Raw genomic sequence first — 15,605 nt, 5'->3', positions numbered from 1 at the left:
GACGTCCCGCCGACGTTTCTTCCCGGCGCGGCGTCCCGACATTTATTGGACTCTGGAGAATTCACATGGGCAAACAGGCAATCGGCGTGGTGGGGCTGGCGGTCATGGGCCGCAATCTGGCGCTCAACATCGAGAGCCGCGGCCACGCGGTGTCGGTGTACAACCGTAGCCGCGAGAAAACCGACGAACTCATCGCCGAATATCCGGACAAGAAGCTGGTGCCGGCTTTCACGCTGGAAGAATTCGTGGAATCGCTGGAAAAGCCGCGCCGCATTCTGCTGATGGTCAAGGCGGGCGAAGGCACCGACGCGACGATCAACCAGTTGAAACCGCTGCTGGAAAAGGGCGACATTCTGATCGACGGCGGCAACACGCATTTCACCGACACCATCCGCCGCAATCAGGACCTCGCGAAATCCGGTCTGCATTTCATCGGCACGGGCGTGTCGGGCGGCGAAGAAGGCGCGTTGAAAGGCCCGTCGATCATGCCGGGCGGCCAGCGTGACGCGTATGACCTGGTGGCCCCGATCCTCACCGAAATCGCTGCCAAGGCGCCGGACGGCGAGCCGTGCGTCGCGTACATGGGTCCGGACGGCGCGGGCCATTTCGTGAAGATGGTGCACAACGGCATCGAATACGGCGACATGCAACTGATCGCCGAGAGCTACGCGGTGCTCAAGCAGGTGGTCGGCCTGTCGAACGAAGAACTCGGCAAGGTCTATACCGAGTGGAATCAGGGCGAGCTCGACAGCTATCTGATCGAAATCACCTCGAAGATTTTCAGCAAGAAAGACGACGAAACCGGCAAGGATCTGGTCGACGTGATTCTCGATCGCGCCGCGCAGAAGGGCACCGGCAAATGGACCAGCCAGAACGCGCTCGACCTCGGCGCGCCGCTGCCGCTGATCACCGAAGCCGTGTTCGCGCGCGTGCTGTCGTCGCTGAAAGATCAGCGCTTGGCCGCGAGCAAGGTGCTCGAAGGACCGCAGGCGAAGCCGCTCGGCGTCGAACGCGACGCGTTCATCGAGTCGGTGCGCCGCGCGCTGTATTTCAGCAAGGTGATCTCGTACGCGCAAGGCTTCGCGCAACTGCGGGCCGCGTCGGAGGAGTACAAGTGGGACCTGGACTACGGCACGATCGCGAAGATTTTCCGCGCCGGCTGTATCATCCGCGCCCGCTTCCTGCAGAAGATCACGGACGCCTATTCGAAAGACAAGGCGATCGCCAATCTGCTGCTCGATCCGTATTTCCGCGACATCGCGAAGAACTATCAGGCGGCGTTGCGTGAAGTCGTGGTCGCCGCGATTAACGCGGGCGTGCCGGTGCCGGCGTTCGCGTCGGCGGTGGCGTATTTCGACGCGTACCGCTCGGAACGTCTGCCGGCCAATCTGGTGCAGGCGCAGCGCGACTTCTTCGGCGCGCATACGTTCGAGCGCGTCGACAAGCCGGGCAGCTTCCACGCCAACTGGAGCTGAACGGCGTCGGGTGTTTGAATCACGGCCCGCTGCGCCCTTTTAACCGGGCGTGCCGGGCCGCGTGACCGATTGAAATGCGAGTCGGCAAATTGTTGCCGAAATCTGTCAGCCAGATGGCATGAAGCTGGCGCGAAACCCTTACTGTTGCGAAATTCGAAATAGAGTTTCATCTTTTAAGGGGTTTCCCCTAGATGTCGACGCTCCTAAACTTCTACTTAAGCGCTACGGACAACAAGCCCAACGCGCATTACAAAACAAGTTCTGGAGGTTTACATCATGAAGTCCCTTATCTCTGCTGTTGTTGTCGCCGCGGCTCTGGTCGCTCCTGTCGCTTCGTTTGCTCAATCGAACCAGCCGCTGACCCGCGCCGACGTCCGCGCCCAACTGGTGCAACTGGAAAAGGCCGGCTACAACCCGGTCGGCGATCACGCTGATTACCCGTCCAACCTGCTGGCCGCGCAAGCACGTGTCGACGCTCAGAACGGCACCGCTCAAGCCGAGAACAGCGGCTACGGCGCACCGGCTGTCGGTACGTCGCAGTCGGGCCGTCCGCTGAATGGCAACAACCGTAACTCGATCTACTTCGGCAATTAATTTGCGCTGAAGCTGCTGCAAGCGTCGCCTGATTGATCGCGGCGCGCAAAAAAAACGCCGACCGGCTTTGGCCAGGTCGGCGTTTTTTTATGTGCGCGACGCGCGACGTCGCTGCAGTTCGCTGCGCAGCCGTTCGGCCCGCGCCCCGGCGCCTTCAGACGACGCCGATGGTGCGGCATGCCGGCGGGTCTGGCGGGTCGAGCGGTGAGCGAAAAGAGGCGGACCGGCGGCGCCGGCAAGCGGGCGTCGCGGCGGCGCGGCACTGGGGGTGCCGTCCGCGAGCGCGGTGCTAATGCAGCGAGCGATGCCGGCGGCCTATTTCATCGAATAGCGCGCGGCTCGGTTCGAGGGCGAGCAGCCAGGATTCGTCGTAGCCGCTCAGGTTGTCGAGCGCTTCGCGCAGTCGCTCGATGGCCAGTGCGGGAATCTCGACGCTGGCTTCGACGCCGCTCGACAGTCCCGCGATGCTGGCTAGCTGCACCAGAGCGTCGGCGGCCTCGGCCACGTCCGCGGCGAAAACCAGGTGCGTGTTCAGCAACTCGACCAGACCGGGTGACGCCGCCACATCGTCGACGTTGAGTTGCACGGCCAGAAAGGTGGCTTTGTTCATCCCCAAACTCCTCGCAGGATCAGGCGTTTGCGTTCGGCGTACTGCGCGCGGCAAGTCTGAGTATAGGCGAGAGGGGAAGGGATTCAATGGTCACACAATTAGGCATGCATAAGCGGAAGGCGGCGGTTGGGACGATCGATCGGCTGGAGCGACCGGCCGACCAGAGGCTTTTGCGGCATCCGCGGTCGGCGGTTCAGCCGTCGCGCCTGTTGCCGGACCTATAATGGGGCCAGCGCAAAAAGCATCCTTCCCGCGGCCTGGCCTGCTCCGGCAGGCACCGGTGCCGCCGCTTCGTCTCTCTCAACGGCTCGATGACCATGAAGATCATTCGCAGCAAGAGCTTCACCGCCACGCGCGCCTGGGGCGCGCTCGATATCGCCAACATGGGCGGCATCACGACGCGGCTGCACTGGACCGATCAGCCCTACAAGTGGCATGTCAACGACGGCGAGGAAGTGTTCGCGGTGCTCGATGGCCGCGTCGAAATGCGCTATCGGCAGGACGGCGTCGAACAGTCTGCGATCCTGGAAACGGGCGACGTGTTCTACGCGTCGGTGGGTACCGAACATGTCGCTCATCCAATTGGCGCGGCGCGCATTCTGGTGGTCGAGGCCGAAGGTAGCGTCTGAAGGTTGGCGTGTCTGACTGCCATGCCGACGCCGTCGCCATCGGGCGCGGCGGCATAATGGCGGGTCGCCGTCGTGCGCTCGAATCGAGCGGCATGGCAAATGCTTGAGGCTGATTGCATCCGATTGAATCAACGTGTCGAGGAAAATCACATGACAAGACAATGGCATTTGACGGGCTCGAGGTTGCTGGCCGCAGCCTTGCTGGGCGTGATGTTCGGCGGTTGTACCACGATGCCGTGGGACAGCACGCCGTTCTACAGCAACGCGCCGTCCCGTCCGACCACGCTCGGCACGGTGCCCGTGCCGGCCGGTTTCTACCGGGTCAATGCAGGGGACACGCTGCCCGCCATCGCGTCGGCGTATGGCCGCAAGCTTCAGGAAATCGCGTCCTGGAACGGGTTGCCGGTCAATGCCGCGGTCAGTCCCGGCGAAGTGCTGCGCGTTTCGCCGCCGATGGCGTCCGGTAGTGTGGTGACGCCGCCGGTCGGCGTTGGCCAGAACGGCGGGCCGAACGTGCCCAATGTATCGGGTGCACCGGGTGCGCCGATCGCGTCGTCCGGGCCGCAGCAGGGCGTGTTGCAATGGCCGTTGCGTGGGCCGATCCTCAAGACTTTCGCGCCGGGTCGATCGAACGGCATCGTGATCGGCGGGCGTCCGGGCGATCCGGTCAAGGCGGCCGCCACCGGCCGCGTGGTCTACGCGGGCACCGGTATCGAGGCGTATGGCCCGCTCATCATCATCAAACACGACGATTCGCTGATTACCGCCTACGGGCAGAACAGCACGCTGCTCGTCAAGGAAGGCGACGCGGTCGCGCAAGGGCAGACCATCGGCGAGGTCGGGGTGGATAGCCGCGGTGTCGCGTCGATCCAGTTCGAAGTGCGCCAGAACGGTCAGCCGGTCGATCCGCTCGCGTGGCTGCCGAAGTCGGGCGGTTAGGCGTTGCTGCTGCCAAGGCTTGCTCCTGGGGCTCGCGGTTAGGCCTCGCTGTTAAGCCTCGCTGTTAAGCCTTTCTATCAGTGCGGATTTTGAGCAAGGTTTCTCCTCGCCGTCTGAATTGAATACACTGTGTGGCTCACCAGCCGGCGCCGCCTCCCTTCGTCGCAACAGACGAAGCGGCGCGCCGGCCGCCACGGGCTGTCATCCATAGACGAGACGCACAGGGACACACCATGATCGATTTGCGCAGCGATACCGTAACCCGTCCGACCCCGGCGATGCTCGCGGCCATGTCCGCCGCCGAAGTGGGCGACGACGTCTGGGGCGATGACCCCACCGTGCTGCGTCTGCAAGCCACGCTCGCCGAGCGCACCGGCAAGGAAGCCGGCCTGTTCTTCCCGAGCGGCACGCAAAGCAATCTCGCCGCGTTGATGGCGCACTGCGCGCGCGGCGACGAATACATCGTCGGCCAACTGGCGCACACCTATAAGTACGAAGGCGGCGGGGCGGCGGTGCTCGGCAGCATTCAGCCACAGCCGCTCGAGAATGCCGCGGACGGCTCGATCCCGCTCGAAAAAATCGCCGCCGCGATCAAGCCGATCGACAATCACTTCGCGCGTACGAAGCTGCTGGCGCTGGAGAACACCATCGGCGGCAAGGTGTTGTCGGCGGGCTATGTCGACGACGCGGTGCAGCTCGCGCGCAAGCACGGTCTGTCGGCTCACCTCGACGGCGCGCGGGTCTATAACGCGGCCGTTGCGTCGGGCAAGCCGGTCGCGGAATTGTGCGCGCCGTTCGACTCAGTGTCGGTCTGTTTCTCGAAAGGGCTGGGCGCGCCGGTCGGCTCGGTGCTGGTCGGCAGCCAGGCGTTGATCGACGTGGCGCACCGCTGGCGCAAGGTGCTGGGCGGCGGTATGCGCCAGGCCGGCGTGCTGGCGGCGGCCTGTTTGTACGCGCTGGATCACAATGTCGAGCGTCTCGCCGATGACCACGCGCACGCCGCGCATCTGGCGGCCGGTCTGGAAGCCATCGAGCACGTCAAGGTGCAGTCGGTCGCGACCAATATGGTGTTCGCGCAGTTTCCGCAGCAGCATTGCGTGCCGCTCGAAGCGTGGCTCAAGGAGCGCGGCATTCTTACGCAGATGTTGTACGCGTCGCGGTTCGTCACGCACAAGGACGTGTCGCGTGGGGATATCGATACGTTTGTTGCGGCGGTGAAGGGGTATTTTGCGGCGCGATGAGGTTATGGCGCGGTTGAGTGAGGCGGTGAGGGAAGGCGGTAGCTAGAAGATCGCAACGAAACGCCTCAGCAAGAAGCCTCAGCAAGAAGCCTCACCGAAAAGCGGACGCACTGTCATCACAGTGCGTCCGCTTTTTTCATTTCGCCGCCGCCTTCGCATGCGCGCCCGACCGATGCGACGGCGCCAGCAAGCGCAAGCCGCTCGCGAGGCTCGCCGCGCCTGCGAAGAAAGCGCCGGCGCTAAGCGCCAGCGTCGGACCATGCCGTCCGGCGATCCCGAAGCTCAACGCGACCAGCGCCGCGCCCGTGGTCTGCCCGAGCAGCCGCGCCGTCGCGACGATACCGCTGGCGCCGCCGCTACGCTCGGGCGGCGCGCTCGCCATCAGCGCCTTCAGATTCGGCGACTGGAAGAAGCCGAAGCCCGCGCCGCAAACCGCCATCCGGATGCCGATATCGAGCACATGCGGATGCACCGGCAACAGCGCCAGCGACGCCATCCCCGCCGACATTACCGCCAGCCCGATCGCGCCGAGCAGGCCGGGCGGATAGCGGTCGGACAAACTCCCGGCCAGCGGCGCGGCCAACGCAACCACCACCGGCCACGGCGTCATCAGAAAGCCGGTTTCCACCTGGCTGCGATGCAGCACGTCCTCGAAATAAAACGGCAGCGACACGAACGCGAGCCCTTGCGCGGCGAACGAACACACGGCCGTCACCGCCGACAACGCGAACACCGGCCGCTTGAACAGATCGACGGGTAGCATCGGCGCCGGGTGGCCCGCCTCGCGGCGAATCAGCAGCGCCCCGAACACGATCGCGATCGCCGCCGCGCTCAGCACCAGCAGCGTCGACGCGCGCTGCGCCGCCTCGCCGAGCGCGAAGATCAGCGCGGCGAACGTGATCACGTTGAGCAGCGCCGCGACCGGATCGAACTGGTGCGTGCCGCGTTCGGTGTGCGGCAACGCGGGCCACGCGAAGGCGAACGCCAGCAGGCCGAGCGGCACGTTCACCGCGAACAGCCACGGCCATGCGGCAACGGAAAGAATCAGCGACGCCACCGTCGGCCCCACCGCGAACGACACCCCGACGATCAGCGCATTGGTGCCGAGACCGCGTCCGAGCCGGTGCGGCGGATACAGATAGCGGATCAGCGCGGTATTCACGCTCATGATCGCGCTCGCGCCGAGCCCTTGCAGCACGCGCGCGGCGGCGAGCATGGGCAGCGTCGTCGCCAGCGAGCACGCCAGCGACGCCAGCGTGAACAGCGCAATACCGCCGATATAAATACGCCGATGCCCGACGATATCGCCGAGCGCCGCCAGCGGCAGCAAGGTCGCGACCATCGCGAGCTGATAGGCGTTGATGATCCACACCGACGCTGCGGGCGCCGCATGCAGATCCGCGGCGATCGCGGGCAGCGCGGTGTTGGCGATGGCGGTATCGAGCGTGGCGAGGGCGACGGCGAGCATGATCGCGGCCATCGCGCGGCGGTTGGCGGCGGACATCGGGCCGTCCGCGGGAAACGGCGGGGCGGCGGTGGCGCTGGGTTTGTCGGACAAGGCGTGGCTCGTCGGGTTGGGCATACGGCTCGCGCCGGCGCGTTGAACAGCGTGGCGCGCGAGCGGCAGGATTGCGGGTGAGGGAGGATGCGCGTGGCCCGAGTCCAGCAGTCGAAGCGGTGCGCGCGGCGAATGGCGCAATTGTTACAGAGACGTTGAAATCGTGCTGGGAGTCAGGCGGAGCGGGGCGCTGTGAATCAGGTTCATAAAGCAACTAACGGTCAGCCCCGCGCAGCGTCTCCGAACTACGTGAGCCTTGCGGTGTCACACGCCTTTCCGGCCCACCGCCCGGCAGACGAGGTGAACCGATTCGATCACGCATCCGCGATATCGGCTGATTCATCCGCGCGTCACGCGTCGAAAAAATAATGGCGTTGTGCTCGTGGCTGAATTCGCTGCTTGCGTGTCTTTCATTTCGCAATCGTTTGCCTGTTTTGCGGGCCGATGCACGCGCGCAGTGCCGCGCTCACGGGGCTTGCACCGCGCGCGTGCGAAAAATCCGCGTGGCGGCGTGCGGCGGCGGGCATGGCATGTGCGTCATCAACCGCTCGCGCTTGCCGGTGTCCGGTGGCCGTAAAATGTCCTACTCTGTTTCTTAACCCGCCTGACCGGCACGCGCCTCCCGTCCGTCATCTGTGCGGTTCGCGCCTGTCGCGTCGCTTTTTCCCGGAGGCTTCGATGACAACCGTCGATCTGGAATTCGACCAGCTCAACAGTACCGTCGACGCGCTACGGCGCTCAATTTCCAATCGCATGATGTACGGCGTCGGCAAGGACGCCGTCACCGCGCATCCGCACGACTGGCTGCACGCCGCCGCGCTCGCGGTGCGTGACCGGCTGGTCGCGCGCTGGATGAAGACCACGCGCCTGCAATACGAACAGGATGTGAAACGCGTCTACTACCTGTCGATGGAGTTCCTGATCGGCCGGACGTTTACGAATGCATTGCTGGCGCTCGGTATCCACGATCAGATGAAGGAGGCGCTCGCGAGCCTCGGCGTCGATATGGAGATGCTGATCAATATCGAGCCCGACGCCGCGCTCGGCAACGGCGGCCTCGGCCGGCTGGCGGCCTGCTTTCTGGATTCGATGGCGACGCTCGGCATTCCGGGTTTCGGCTACGGCATCCGTTACGAGTACGGCATGTTCCGTCAGGAGATCGTCGACGGCGAACAGGTCGAAGCGCCGGACTACTGGCTGCGCGCGGGCAATCCGTGGGAGTTTCCGCGGCCCGAGATCAAGTACATGGTGCACTTCGGCGGCCGCACGGTGCAGCGCGGCGAGCACACCGAGTGGATCGACACCGAGCACGTGAACGCGACCGCGTACGACACTGTCATCCCCGGCTACGCGACCGACGCGACCAACACGCTGCGTCTCTGGTCCGCGCGGGCCACCGAGGAACTCGATCTCGGCGCATTCAACCGTGGCGACTACCGCAACGCGGTCGACACCAAGAACATGTCCGAGAACGTCTCGCGCCTGCTGTATCCGGACGACTCGACACCGGCCGGTCGCGAACTGCGGCTGCGCCAGGAATACTTCTTCGTGTCGGCGACCATGCAGGATCTGATTCGCCGCTATCAGCGCACGCACAGCACGTTCGGCCGTTTCGCCGAAAAGGTGGCGGTGCATCTGAACGATACGCACCCCGTGTTGGCGATTCCTGAATTGATGCGTCTGCTGGTGGATATTCACCACGTGCCTTGGGACAAGGCGTGGACGCACGTCACGAAAATTTTCTCGTACACCAATCACACGTTGATGCCCGAAGCGCTCGAAACGTGGGACGTCGAAATGCTCGCGCGCCTGTTGCCGCGGCATCTCGAGATCATCTTCGAGATCAACGCGCAGTTTCTCAAGCACGTCAGCGAGCAGTCGGGTCATGACGGCGAGATGATCCGCCGCATTTCGCTGGTCGATGAATACGGCCAGCGGCGCGTGCGCATGGCGTATCTGGCGATCGTCGCGAGTCACAAGGTGAACGGCGTGTCGAAGCTGCATTCGCAACTCATGACACGCGACATCTTCGCCGACTTCGCGCGCGTCTATCCCGACCGCTTCACCAATGTGACCAACGGCATCACGCCGCGCCGCTGGCTCGCGCAGGCGAGTCCGTCGCTGTCGTCGCTGATCGATCAGCAGATCGGCAAGCAGTGGCGCAGCAATCTGTTCGAGCTGGAACAACTGCGCAATCTGCGCACGGACAGCGGCTTTATCGAGGCTTTCCGCGAAGCGAAGCGGCAGAACAAGATTCGCCTCGTGCAGCGGCTCGCGCATCACACCAAGCTGCATTTCGATCCGGATGCGCTATTCGACCTGCAGGTCAAACGCATTCACGAATACAAGCGGCAATTGCTGAACGTGCTGCATGTGATCGTGCGCTACAACCAGATTCGCGCGAATCCCGAGCGCGACTGGGTGCCGCGCGTGGTGCTGTTCGCCGGCAAGGCCGCGTCCGCGTACCGGATGGCGAAGACGATCATCAAGCTGATCGGCGACGTGAGTGAGAAGGTCAATCACGACCCGCTGATCGGCGATCGCCTGAAGGTGGTGTTCGTGCCGAACTACGGCGTGAGCGTGGCCGAGCTGATCATTCCGGCGGCCGATCTGTCCGAACAGATTTCGATGGCGGGCACCGAAGCGTCGGGCACTGGCAACATGAAGCTCGCGCTCAACGGCGCGTTGACGATCGGCACGATGGACGGCGCCAACATCGAAATCTGCGACGCCGTGGGCCGCGAGAACATCTTCATCTTCGGCCATACCGCCGACGAAGTGGACACTCTGCGCGCCTCCGGCTACCGGCCGCGGCAGATCTACGAGGAGAACGCGGAACTGCGCATGGCGCTGGATCAGATTCGCACGGGCTTCTTCTCGCCGGACGACCCGTTGCGCTTCTCGGACATCTTCCACACGCTGGTGGACTGGGGCGATCACTACATGGTGCTGGCCGATTTCGCCGCGTTCGCGAAGGCGCAGGACGACGTGGATGCGCGCTTCGTCGACAAGCGCGCGTGGGCGGAAAGCGCGATCGAGAACGTCGCGGGGATGGGGCAGTTTTCGTCGGACCGGACGATCGGCGAATATGCACGCAATATCTGGCATGTGAATCCGCTGGATATTGAGTGAGGGGTGGTATGTCAGGCTAGCCGCCTTGACCGTATCGCCCGTTACACGCTAGAGTTAGCATCACAAATAGGTTGCGACTACGCGGCCGGCGCCAGGCTCCAGGGACTACCTTGGGGCCTTTCGCTTTTCTAGGGGAAGATTTTCAGCCCGTTGCCCGAGACGGCGCCGAATTCCCCGGTAAAGAACTTCTTCAGATCAGCGTCGCGTCCCGTGGCTACTGAGTCAGACTTTCCCTGGCGCTAGCCGCCCGCAACCCCAGCTCGCCACGCGGAAAATCGAACAGCACGTCCAGCTTCTGCATGCCCATCAGTCCGATCACGATGCGGTTGGCGTCCGGTTTCGCCTTCACGATCGTGACCTGCGCGTCGTCGTAGCGATGCACCCACTTACCCGAGCCGACCGCCGCGTCGTAATTACCGCGTTTGAGCACCTTGCCGACGTCGTCGTCGCCGGTCCAGTCCGGGGCTTTGTCCGTCTCGATGCGGATCATGTCGGTGCTCGCCGTGGCGAACACCAGCGGCGCGCAAAAGGTCATCTTGTCGCCGACATTCACGCAGCCTCGCGGCCATTGCACGGTGCCGTCCTGGGCGACGACCATCGGCAGCAGCGTGTAGTCTTTCGTGAGCGCGTTCGACGGGCTCAGCAGCAGGTACGGCTTCGCGAAGTTCGCATGCACCAGATACCGTTGAGCGACGTTGCCGGGCAGCGCGCGTAACGGCTGCGTGCAGCAACTGTCGTCCGGCTGCGCCGCGCCGATGCCGAACAGGCCGGAGAATGCCCAGCCGAACTCGGCTGTGTAGCCGTCGAAGCCCACGCAACGCCGCGCGGCGGCCTGGCAATTCACCAGATCGACCGCCTGCACCGTAATTTGCGCGGGCTTGAGACCGGCGACGCTCATCGGCAACGTCACCGCCGCGCCAGAAACTTGCGCGCCGTTCGCGAGCGGCAGCGAACTCACCGGGCCGGCGTTCGGATAGTCCGTGCCCGGCAGCGCCGATTTCAGTACGCGCACGCCTTGCGTGCCGGTATCGAGCGCGACATACAAGGGCTTGCCGTCGAGCTGGACCGGCAGGCCGAGGCGCGCGTGATCCTCGTCGGCGCGCTCCACGTGCAGCGGGATCAGCAAGCCGTCGGCGCCGCCGTTGATGAGCGCGGCCGTGGAGGCGGGCGGCGTGGGCGTGGGGAACGTGGTGGAGCAGCCGCTCAGTACGGCAAATGCGGCGCTGGCGAGTAGCGGCGCCACAGGAAGATGACGCAGGAAGGTGTGTCGATCAGTGCAACCGGAACGGCGGGCACGCAGGAGAGACGACGGAGACAGCACGAACGATAGGAACGACAAGGACATAGATCACGCTTTGCAAAGAGGCGAGTCCCTGGCGAAGGCGAGGCGTCGTGATGTTGCGAAGCGAGCGGCACGGCGGCGGTTTTGTTCGATCGCCGCGTCGTGATGCGGAGAAACCGGAACGCTTGCTAACCTGCGGGCGGGAACACGCGTGGACAGGAGCGGCGACTCTACATGGCCGCTCAGGTGTACTTGCAAAGATGTGTCAAGGTGCGGCGGGTGGCGACGTCAGCGCGCCGCGTGTGGATGCCGGCTAGCGTCGACAGCCGCAAGAGTGTGGCCTAAGGCGACGCCGGCCCGCATCGAAAGTCGCTGCCAGGCGGGCCTTTCTGACTCGTTCCACATCAATAATCGCGCGGACGCCGGATCACCGTGGCCTGCGCGCGACCTAGCGTCGCGCGGTCGAGTACGGCGGTCAGCAGGCCGATCACGTCGTCGAGCGTGCGCGACGTGACTTCGACGCGAAAGGTCACGCGCTCGTGTTGCTGGTCGACGGTGACGACGTAAAGGCGCAGATCGTCGCCGAGCGACGCGTGCAGCGCGCGCCGTCCTTCGGCCGACGAGGTGCCGGGCACGGTGACGTCGATGATGACGAGCGGAACGACGTGATGGGTGCGGCGGCGGATCGTGCGCGGTGCGCGCGGAACGGAAAGGTTGGACGTGGCGACGGAGGTGTGCATCGTGGTTGCGCCGATTCGGCGAGGCGGCGCGCGTTGTTGATACCTGGCCACTCTATCGGCGCGCGTCTCAAGGACGCGCTAAAGCTGCTGCGCCGCGAATCAAAATCGTGTTAACGATGTCGTGCCGTCGCGGCATGTCTTGAACGTCGAGCCGTGGGCTCGAGCCGATGCCTCGACGCCTTCAAAACACCGCCCACAAGCGCGCGACGCACAGCGCCGCCCGCTCAACCCTTCGGCGCCGCTGCCGAGGCCTTCGCTTCATCCACGGCCGCGCCGACGCGCTCGACGAACTCGCGGTCGACACTCATCAGTGCTTCGCGCTCGCCGTTCGCCGTCTGCACCATCAGGCGATGGGTGACGTCCTGGGTCACCCAGGTGAGCCAGCCCACCACCGCGAGCATCGTGCCGCACACCATGCCGACCGGTGAGCGCAGTATCGCGCCGACTATTGCGCTGGCCACGCCGACGAGCGAGATCGTGATCGGCAGGATCCTGTTCCTCTGCACGGTGACGACCTGCACGCCGACGATATCGCGCAACGGAAAGACCTGGCCAGCGGAAGAGAGCGCGTTACGCGTGACCGACACGCCACGATCGTTGAAAGGAGTTTCCATCGAGTCGAATGCAAGGGATAGCAAAGGGCGCAGCGTAACAGATGCGGCCAGGTCGCGGTAAGTGGCGGCGTGGCACAACGACCAGGCATGCCGCGGCAAGCTGCCGTACATCAACGATTGCCCTGAAATTCGCGGCATTGTTGAACCATGGTTCGCCGCGACGCTCGACGTTCAGCGAACCCGATCCGCTGCTACGCACCGGCAGAACCCGACTCCGCACGCCCCACCCGCGTCAGCACGAACGTGCCGCACACTTCGAAGCCAAGCCGTTCATACAGCGATATCGCGGAACGGTTTTCACTGAACACGTGTAGAAACGGCGTCTCTCCCCGTCGCTCGATTTCTCCGCGCAAGATTTGTATGAGCCGGCCGGCAAGTCCTTTTCCGCGCCAGTTTTCGTCGACGCAAACCGCGCTGATCTCAACGTATCCGTCGATGCGCATCCGCTCGCCAGCCATCGCAATCAGGCGACCGCCGTCGCGCATGCCGATGTAGTTGCCCATCTCGGGCGTCCGCTTGCCGAAAGGACCGGGCTTGGTCTTCTGGACCAGCTCGAGCATCTCATCCGTGTCCGCGTGGCCGAGGCGGATCATGTCGAGGGCGGCGTCGCTGCCGCTGCCTCTGTCGCTGCCGGCTTCGGCAGCGCGCGTTGCCACCATGCGATGGAGCAGGCCGAGACGCGTCGCTTGCAGCGCGTCGATGAGACTCAGTTCATCTTGAGAAAGCAACGCGACCTGTTCGTGAGGTTGCAGAAGCGCGTGAAGCGCCTGATAGGCGGCGGGTGTCTCATCGGCCAGCGCGGCGAATGGCGCGACGTCGGCAAGGTATCGACGGGCGAGGGCATCGCCCTGGCCGAGATGCGCCTGACGGGTGGTGAGCGCGGTCCAGATCACGCGCTCGAGGGTAGCTTGAATTGAACCACTCATACGGTTTCCTTTTGCCTGGGGACTAACGGCTTGATTGCAGGTTGACGTGACACCCGAGGCTCAGCGCGGCGCGTGTCGACGACACACCGTCAGCACGATTTGCCGCAGCCAGCGATGAACCGGATCGACTTCCAGCCGAGGGTGCCACATCTGCGAGACGGTAATCTTTCCGGTCGCCACGGGGAGTTCGAAGGCGTGGATCGCGACGCCCGCAACGTGTTCTTGCGGGCCCATTCCCTCGCCGAGAAAGGACGCGGGCACGAGCGCCACCAGATCCGAGGTTTGCGCCACGGCGCGCGCCGCGGAAAAGCCCGGGACCACCGCGACGATGGTGCGTTCGAGACCTAGCGCGGCCAACGCTTCATCGACCGGTCCACGGGTTCGACCGTGCCGTGACGCGACGACGTGGCCGAACGCGACATACCGTTGCGCCGTCACCTCGCCATCCCGTTGCAGCGGATGCCCCTCTCTGACGATACCCACGAAACGATCGCGGAATAACGCCTGGAGTCGGACCTCGGGGCCCATTTCACCCAACACGCCGATCTCGAGATCAGCCGAACCGTCTCGCAGATGCGTCGCACTCTTCTCTGGCTTCGGCGCAAAGCGCAAACAGACGTGCGGCGCCGCCGCCGTTACCGCGGTGATCAGCGGCGAGCCGAAAACTTCGACGAAACCGTCGTTGGCGCGAATGGTGAAAGTGCGCCGCAAGGTCGAGAAATCGGTTTGCGCCGTGGACGGACGGAGCACGGCACGCGCTTCATGCGCCGCATTTTGTGTGCGCTCGCAGATCGCTTCGGCGTACGGCGTCAGCACCATATGGCGCCCCGCGCGAACCAGCAAAGGGTCGCCGGTTGCGGCGCGAAGCCGCGCGAGCGTTCTGCTCATCGCAGAAGCGCTGAGTCCCAATCGACGCGCCGCGCCGGCCACACTTCCTTCGGCGAGCAGCATGTCGAGCGCGATGAGCAGATTGAGGTCGGGTTCGGCCATGGCCGATCGTAACATTCCCAGGCGTGACAGCGCGTCTGGTGCAGGTTATGAGTGCGGCTGCTGCGCCTTCCGCCATGTCTCAGCCAGCCCTATATTGAATGCACCGGCTCGCTACCGACGAGCCCTCGTCCGATGCGTTCGGACCTGCGTCATTCAAAAGGATCGCTCACATGCAAATATCACCCCGGCAGAAAACCATTCTTCTTATCGGCGCGTCGCGCGGTCTCGGGTTGGCGATGACCGCCGAATACCTCAAACGCGGCTGGCGCGTCATCGCCACCGGGCGGCCGACATCGACGGACAAGCTTCGCCACCTAGGCGGCGCGCTCGACATCGAAACCGTCGACATCACGCTGCCGGAGCAGGTCGCGGCCTTACGCGCTCGCCTCGCGGACCGCCAACTCGACGTGCTGTTCGTCAACGCGGGCGTGAAGAACGACGACCGCGAAACCATCGCCGACGTGTCGACCGATGAATTCATTCGCGTGATGGTGACGAACGCGCTCAGTCCGATGCGCGTGGTCGAAGCGTTTCAGGATCTCGTGCTGCCCAACGGTACGATCGGCGTGATGTCGTCGGGACAGGGCAGCGTCACGAACAACGTCAACGGCAACTACGAGGTGTATCGCGGCAGCAAGGCCGCGCTGAACATGTTCATGCGCAGTTTCGCGGCGCGCCACGCCGACGACCCGCGCACCTTGCTATTGATGGCGCCGGGTTGGGTGCGAACCGACATGGGGGGACCGGAAGCGCGCTTGAGTATCGAGGAAAGCATTCCGAACCTGTTGAATACGATCGACGCCTACGAAGGACGCTCAGGATTGCATTACCTCGACTATCTCGGCCGGGTGGTGCCGTGGTGACGCGACCGTCTG

Annotated in this window: 14 protein-coding genes; 7 read left to right on the top strand and 7 right to left on the bottom strand. The window is 64.3% G+C overall.

All coding sequences use genetic code 11. The annotated features are described in order from the left end of the window. The first annotated feature begins 65 nt into the window (after positions 1-65). Positions 66-1,475 carry an NADP-dependent phosphogluconate dehydrogenase gene (gene gndA, locus HWY05_RS20330; RefSeq protein ID WP_176059374.1) on the top strand — a complete coding sequence of 470 codons (1,410 nt, stop codon included), beginning with the start codon at positions 66-68 and terminating at the stop codon, positions 1,473-1,475. A 276-nt stretch (positions 1,476-1,751) separates the two neighbouring features. Further along, the gene (locus HWY05_RS20325) at positions 1,752-2,069 is read left to right on the top strand and encodes a DUF4148 domain-containing protein (RefSeq protein WP_035555949.1); all 318 of its coding nucleotides are present in this window, start codon (positions 1,752-1,754) and stop codon (positions 2,067-2,069) included. A gap of 289 nt (positions 2,070-2,358) precedes the next feature. Here HWY05_RS20325 and HWY05_RS20320 read toward each other — a convergent pair whose 3' ends face one another. Next, a complete protein-coding gene (locus tag HWY05_RS20320; RefSeq protein WP_035555954.1) occupies positions 2,359-2,679 on the bottom strand; it encodes a hypothetical protein in 321 nt (106 codons plus the stop codon). 317 nt (positions 2,680-2,996) lie between these two features. Here HWY05_RS20320 and HWY05_RS20315 point away from each other — a divergent pair, with 317 nt between their 5' ends. The 3 genes from HWY05_RS20315 (at position 2,997) to ltaE (ending at position 5,488) form a co-directional block, all read left to right on the top strand. Next, positions 2,997-3,308, top strand: a complete 312-nt coding sequence (locus HWY05_RS20315) for a cupin domain-containing protein (RefSeq protein ID WP_176059373.1) — start codon at positions 2,997-2,999, stop codon at positions 3,306-3,308. A 150-nt stretch (positions 3,309-3,458) separates the two neighbouring features. Next, positions 3,459-4,247 (top strand): peptidoglycan DD-metalloendopeptidase family protein, encoded by a 789-nt coding sequence (locus tag HWY05_RS20310; RefSeq protein WP_035555956.1) that lies wholly within the window; start codon positions 3,459-3,461, stop codon positions 4,245-4,247. 233 nt (positions 4,248-4,480) lie between these two features. Further along, on the top strand, positions 4,481-5,488 hold the full coding sequence (gene ltaE, locus HWY05_RS20305) for a low-specificity L-threonine aldolase (protein ID WP_176059372.1): 1,008 nt from the start codon (positions 4,481-4,483) through the stop codon (positions 5,486-5,488). A gap of 136 nt (positions 5,489-5,624) precedes the next feature. On the opposite strand, the gene HWY05_RS20300 is transcribed toward ltaE, so the two are convergent. Continuing rightward, positions 5,625-6,992 (bottom strand): MFS transporter, encoded by a 1,368-nt coding sequence (locus HWY05_RS20300; RefSeq protein WP_176059580.1) that lies wholly within the window; start codon positions 6,990-6,992, stop codon positions 5,625-5,627. A gap of 732 nt (positions 6,993-7,724) precedes the next feature. Between HWY05_RS20300 and HWY05_RS20295 the strand changes: the two genes are divergently transcribed. Further along, entirely contained in the window at positions 7,725-10,178 is a 2,454-nt protein-coding gene (locus HWY05_RS20295) for a glycogen/starch/alpha-glucan phosphorylase (RefSeq protein WP_176059371.1), read from the top strand. A 214-nt stretch (positions 10,179-10,392) separates the two neighbouring features. Here the strand turns inward: HWY05_RS20295 and HWY05_RS20290 are convergent, their stop codons facing one another. The 5 genes from HWY05_RS20290 to HWY05_RS20270 all read right to left on the bottom strand — a co-directional run bounded on the left by HWY05_RS20290 (position 10,393) and on the right by HWY05_RS20270 (position 14,730). Further along, positions 10,393-11,523: a hypothetical protein gene (locus HWY05_RS20290; RefSeq protein ID WP_244146656.1), complete on the bottom strand. Its 1,131-nt coding sequence runs from the start codon at positions 11,521-11,523 to the stop codon at positions 10,393-10,395. Between the two features lie 341 nt (positions 11,524-11,864). Continuing rightward, positions 11,865-12,200 carry a hypothetical protein gene (locus tag HWY05_RS20285; protein ID WP_176059370.1) on the bottom strand — a complete coding sequence of 112 codons (336 nt, stop codon included), beginning with the start codon at positions 12,198-12,200 and terminating at the stop codon, positions 11,865-11,867. A 224-nt stretch (positions 12,201-12,424) separates the two neighbouring features. Continuing rightward, positions 12,425-12,814 carry a DUF6232 family protein gene (locus tag HWY05_RS20280; protein WP_176059578.1) on the bottom strand — a complete coding sequence of 130 codons (390 nt, stop codon included), beginning with the start codon at positions 12,812-12,814 and terminating at the stop codon, positions 12,425-12,427. 191 nt (positions 12,815-13,005) lie between these two features. Next, a complete protein-coding gene (locus tag HWY05_RS20275) occupies positions 13,006-13,740 on the bottom strand; it encodes a GNAT family N-acetyltransferase (RefSeq protein WP_176059369.1) in 735 nt (244 codons plus the stop codon). A 60-nt stretch (positions 13,741-13,800) separates the two neighbouring features. Continuing rightward, on the bottom strand, positions 13,801-14,730 hold the full coding sequence (locus HWY05_RS20270) for a LysR family transcriptional regulator (protein ID WP_035555969.1): 930 nt from the start codon (positions 14,728-14,730) through the stop codon (positions 13,801-13,803). A gap of 170 nt (positions 14,731-14,900) precedes the next feature. Between HWY05_RS20270 and HWY05_RS20265 the strand changes: the two genes are divergently transcribed. Then, complete coding sequence (locus tag HWY05_RS20265) at positions 14,901-15,593, top strand: SDR family NAD(P)-dependent oxidoreductase (protein ID WP_176059368.1); 693 nt, start codon at positions 14,901-14,903, stop codon at positions 15,591-15,593. Positions 15,594-15,605: the final 12 nt, after the last annotated feature.

The sequence above is a fragment of the Paraburkholderia sp. BCC1876 genome, from assembly GCF_902833695.1.
GTDB lineage: Bacteria > Pseudomonadota > Gammaproteobacteria > Burkholderiales > Burkholderiaceae > Paraburkholderia.
Note: the sequence above shows the minus strand (reverse complement) of the source record. Positions and strands in the feature narration are given on the sequence as shown.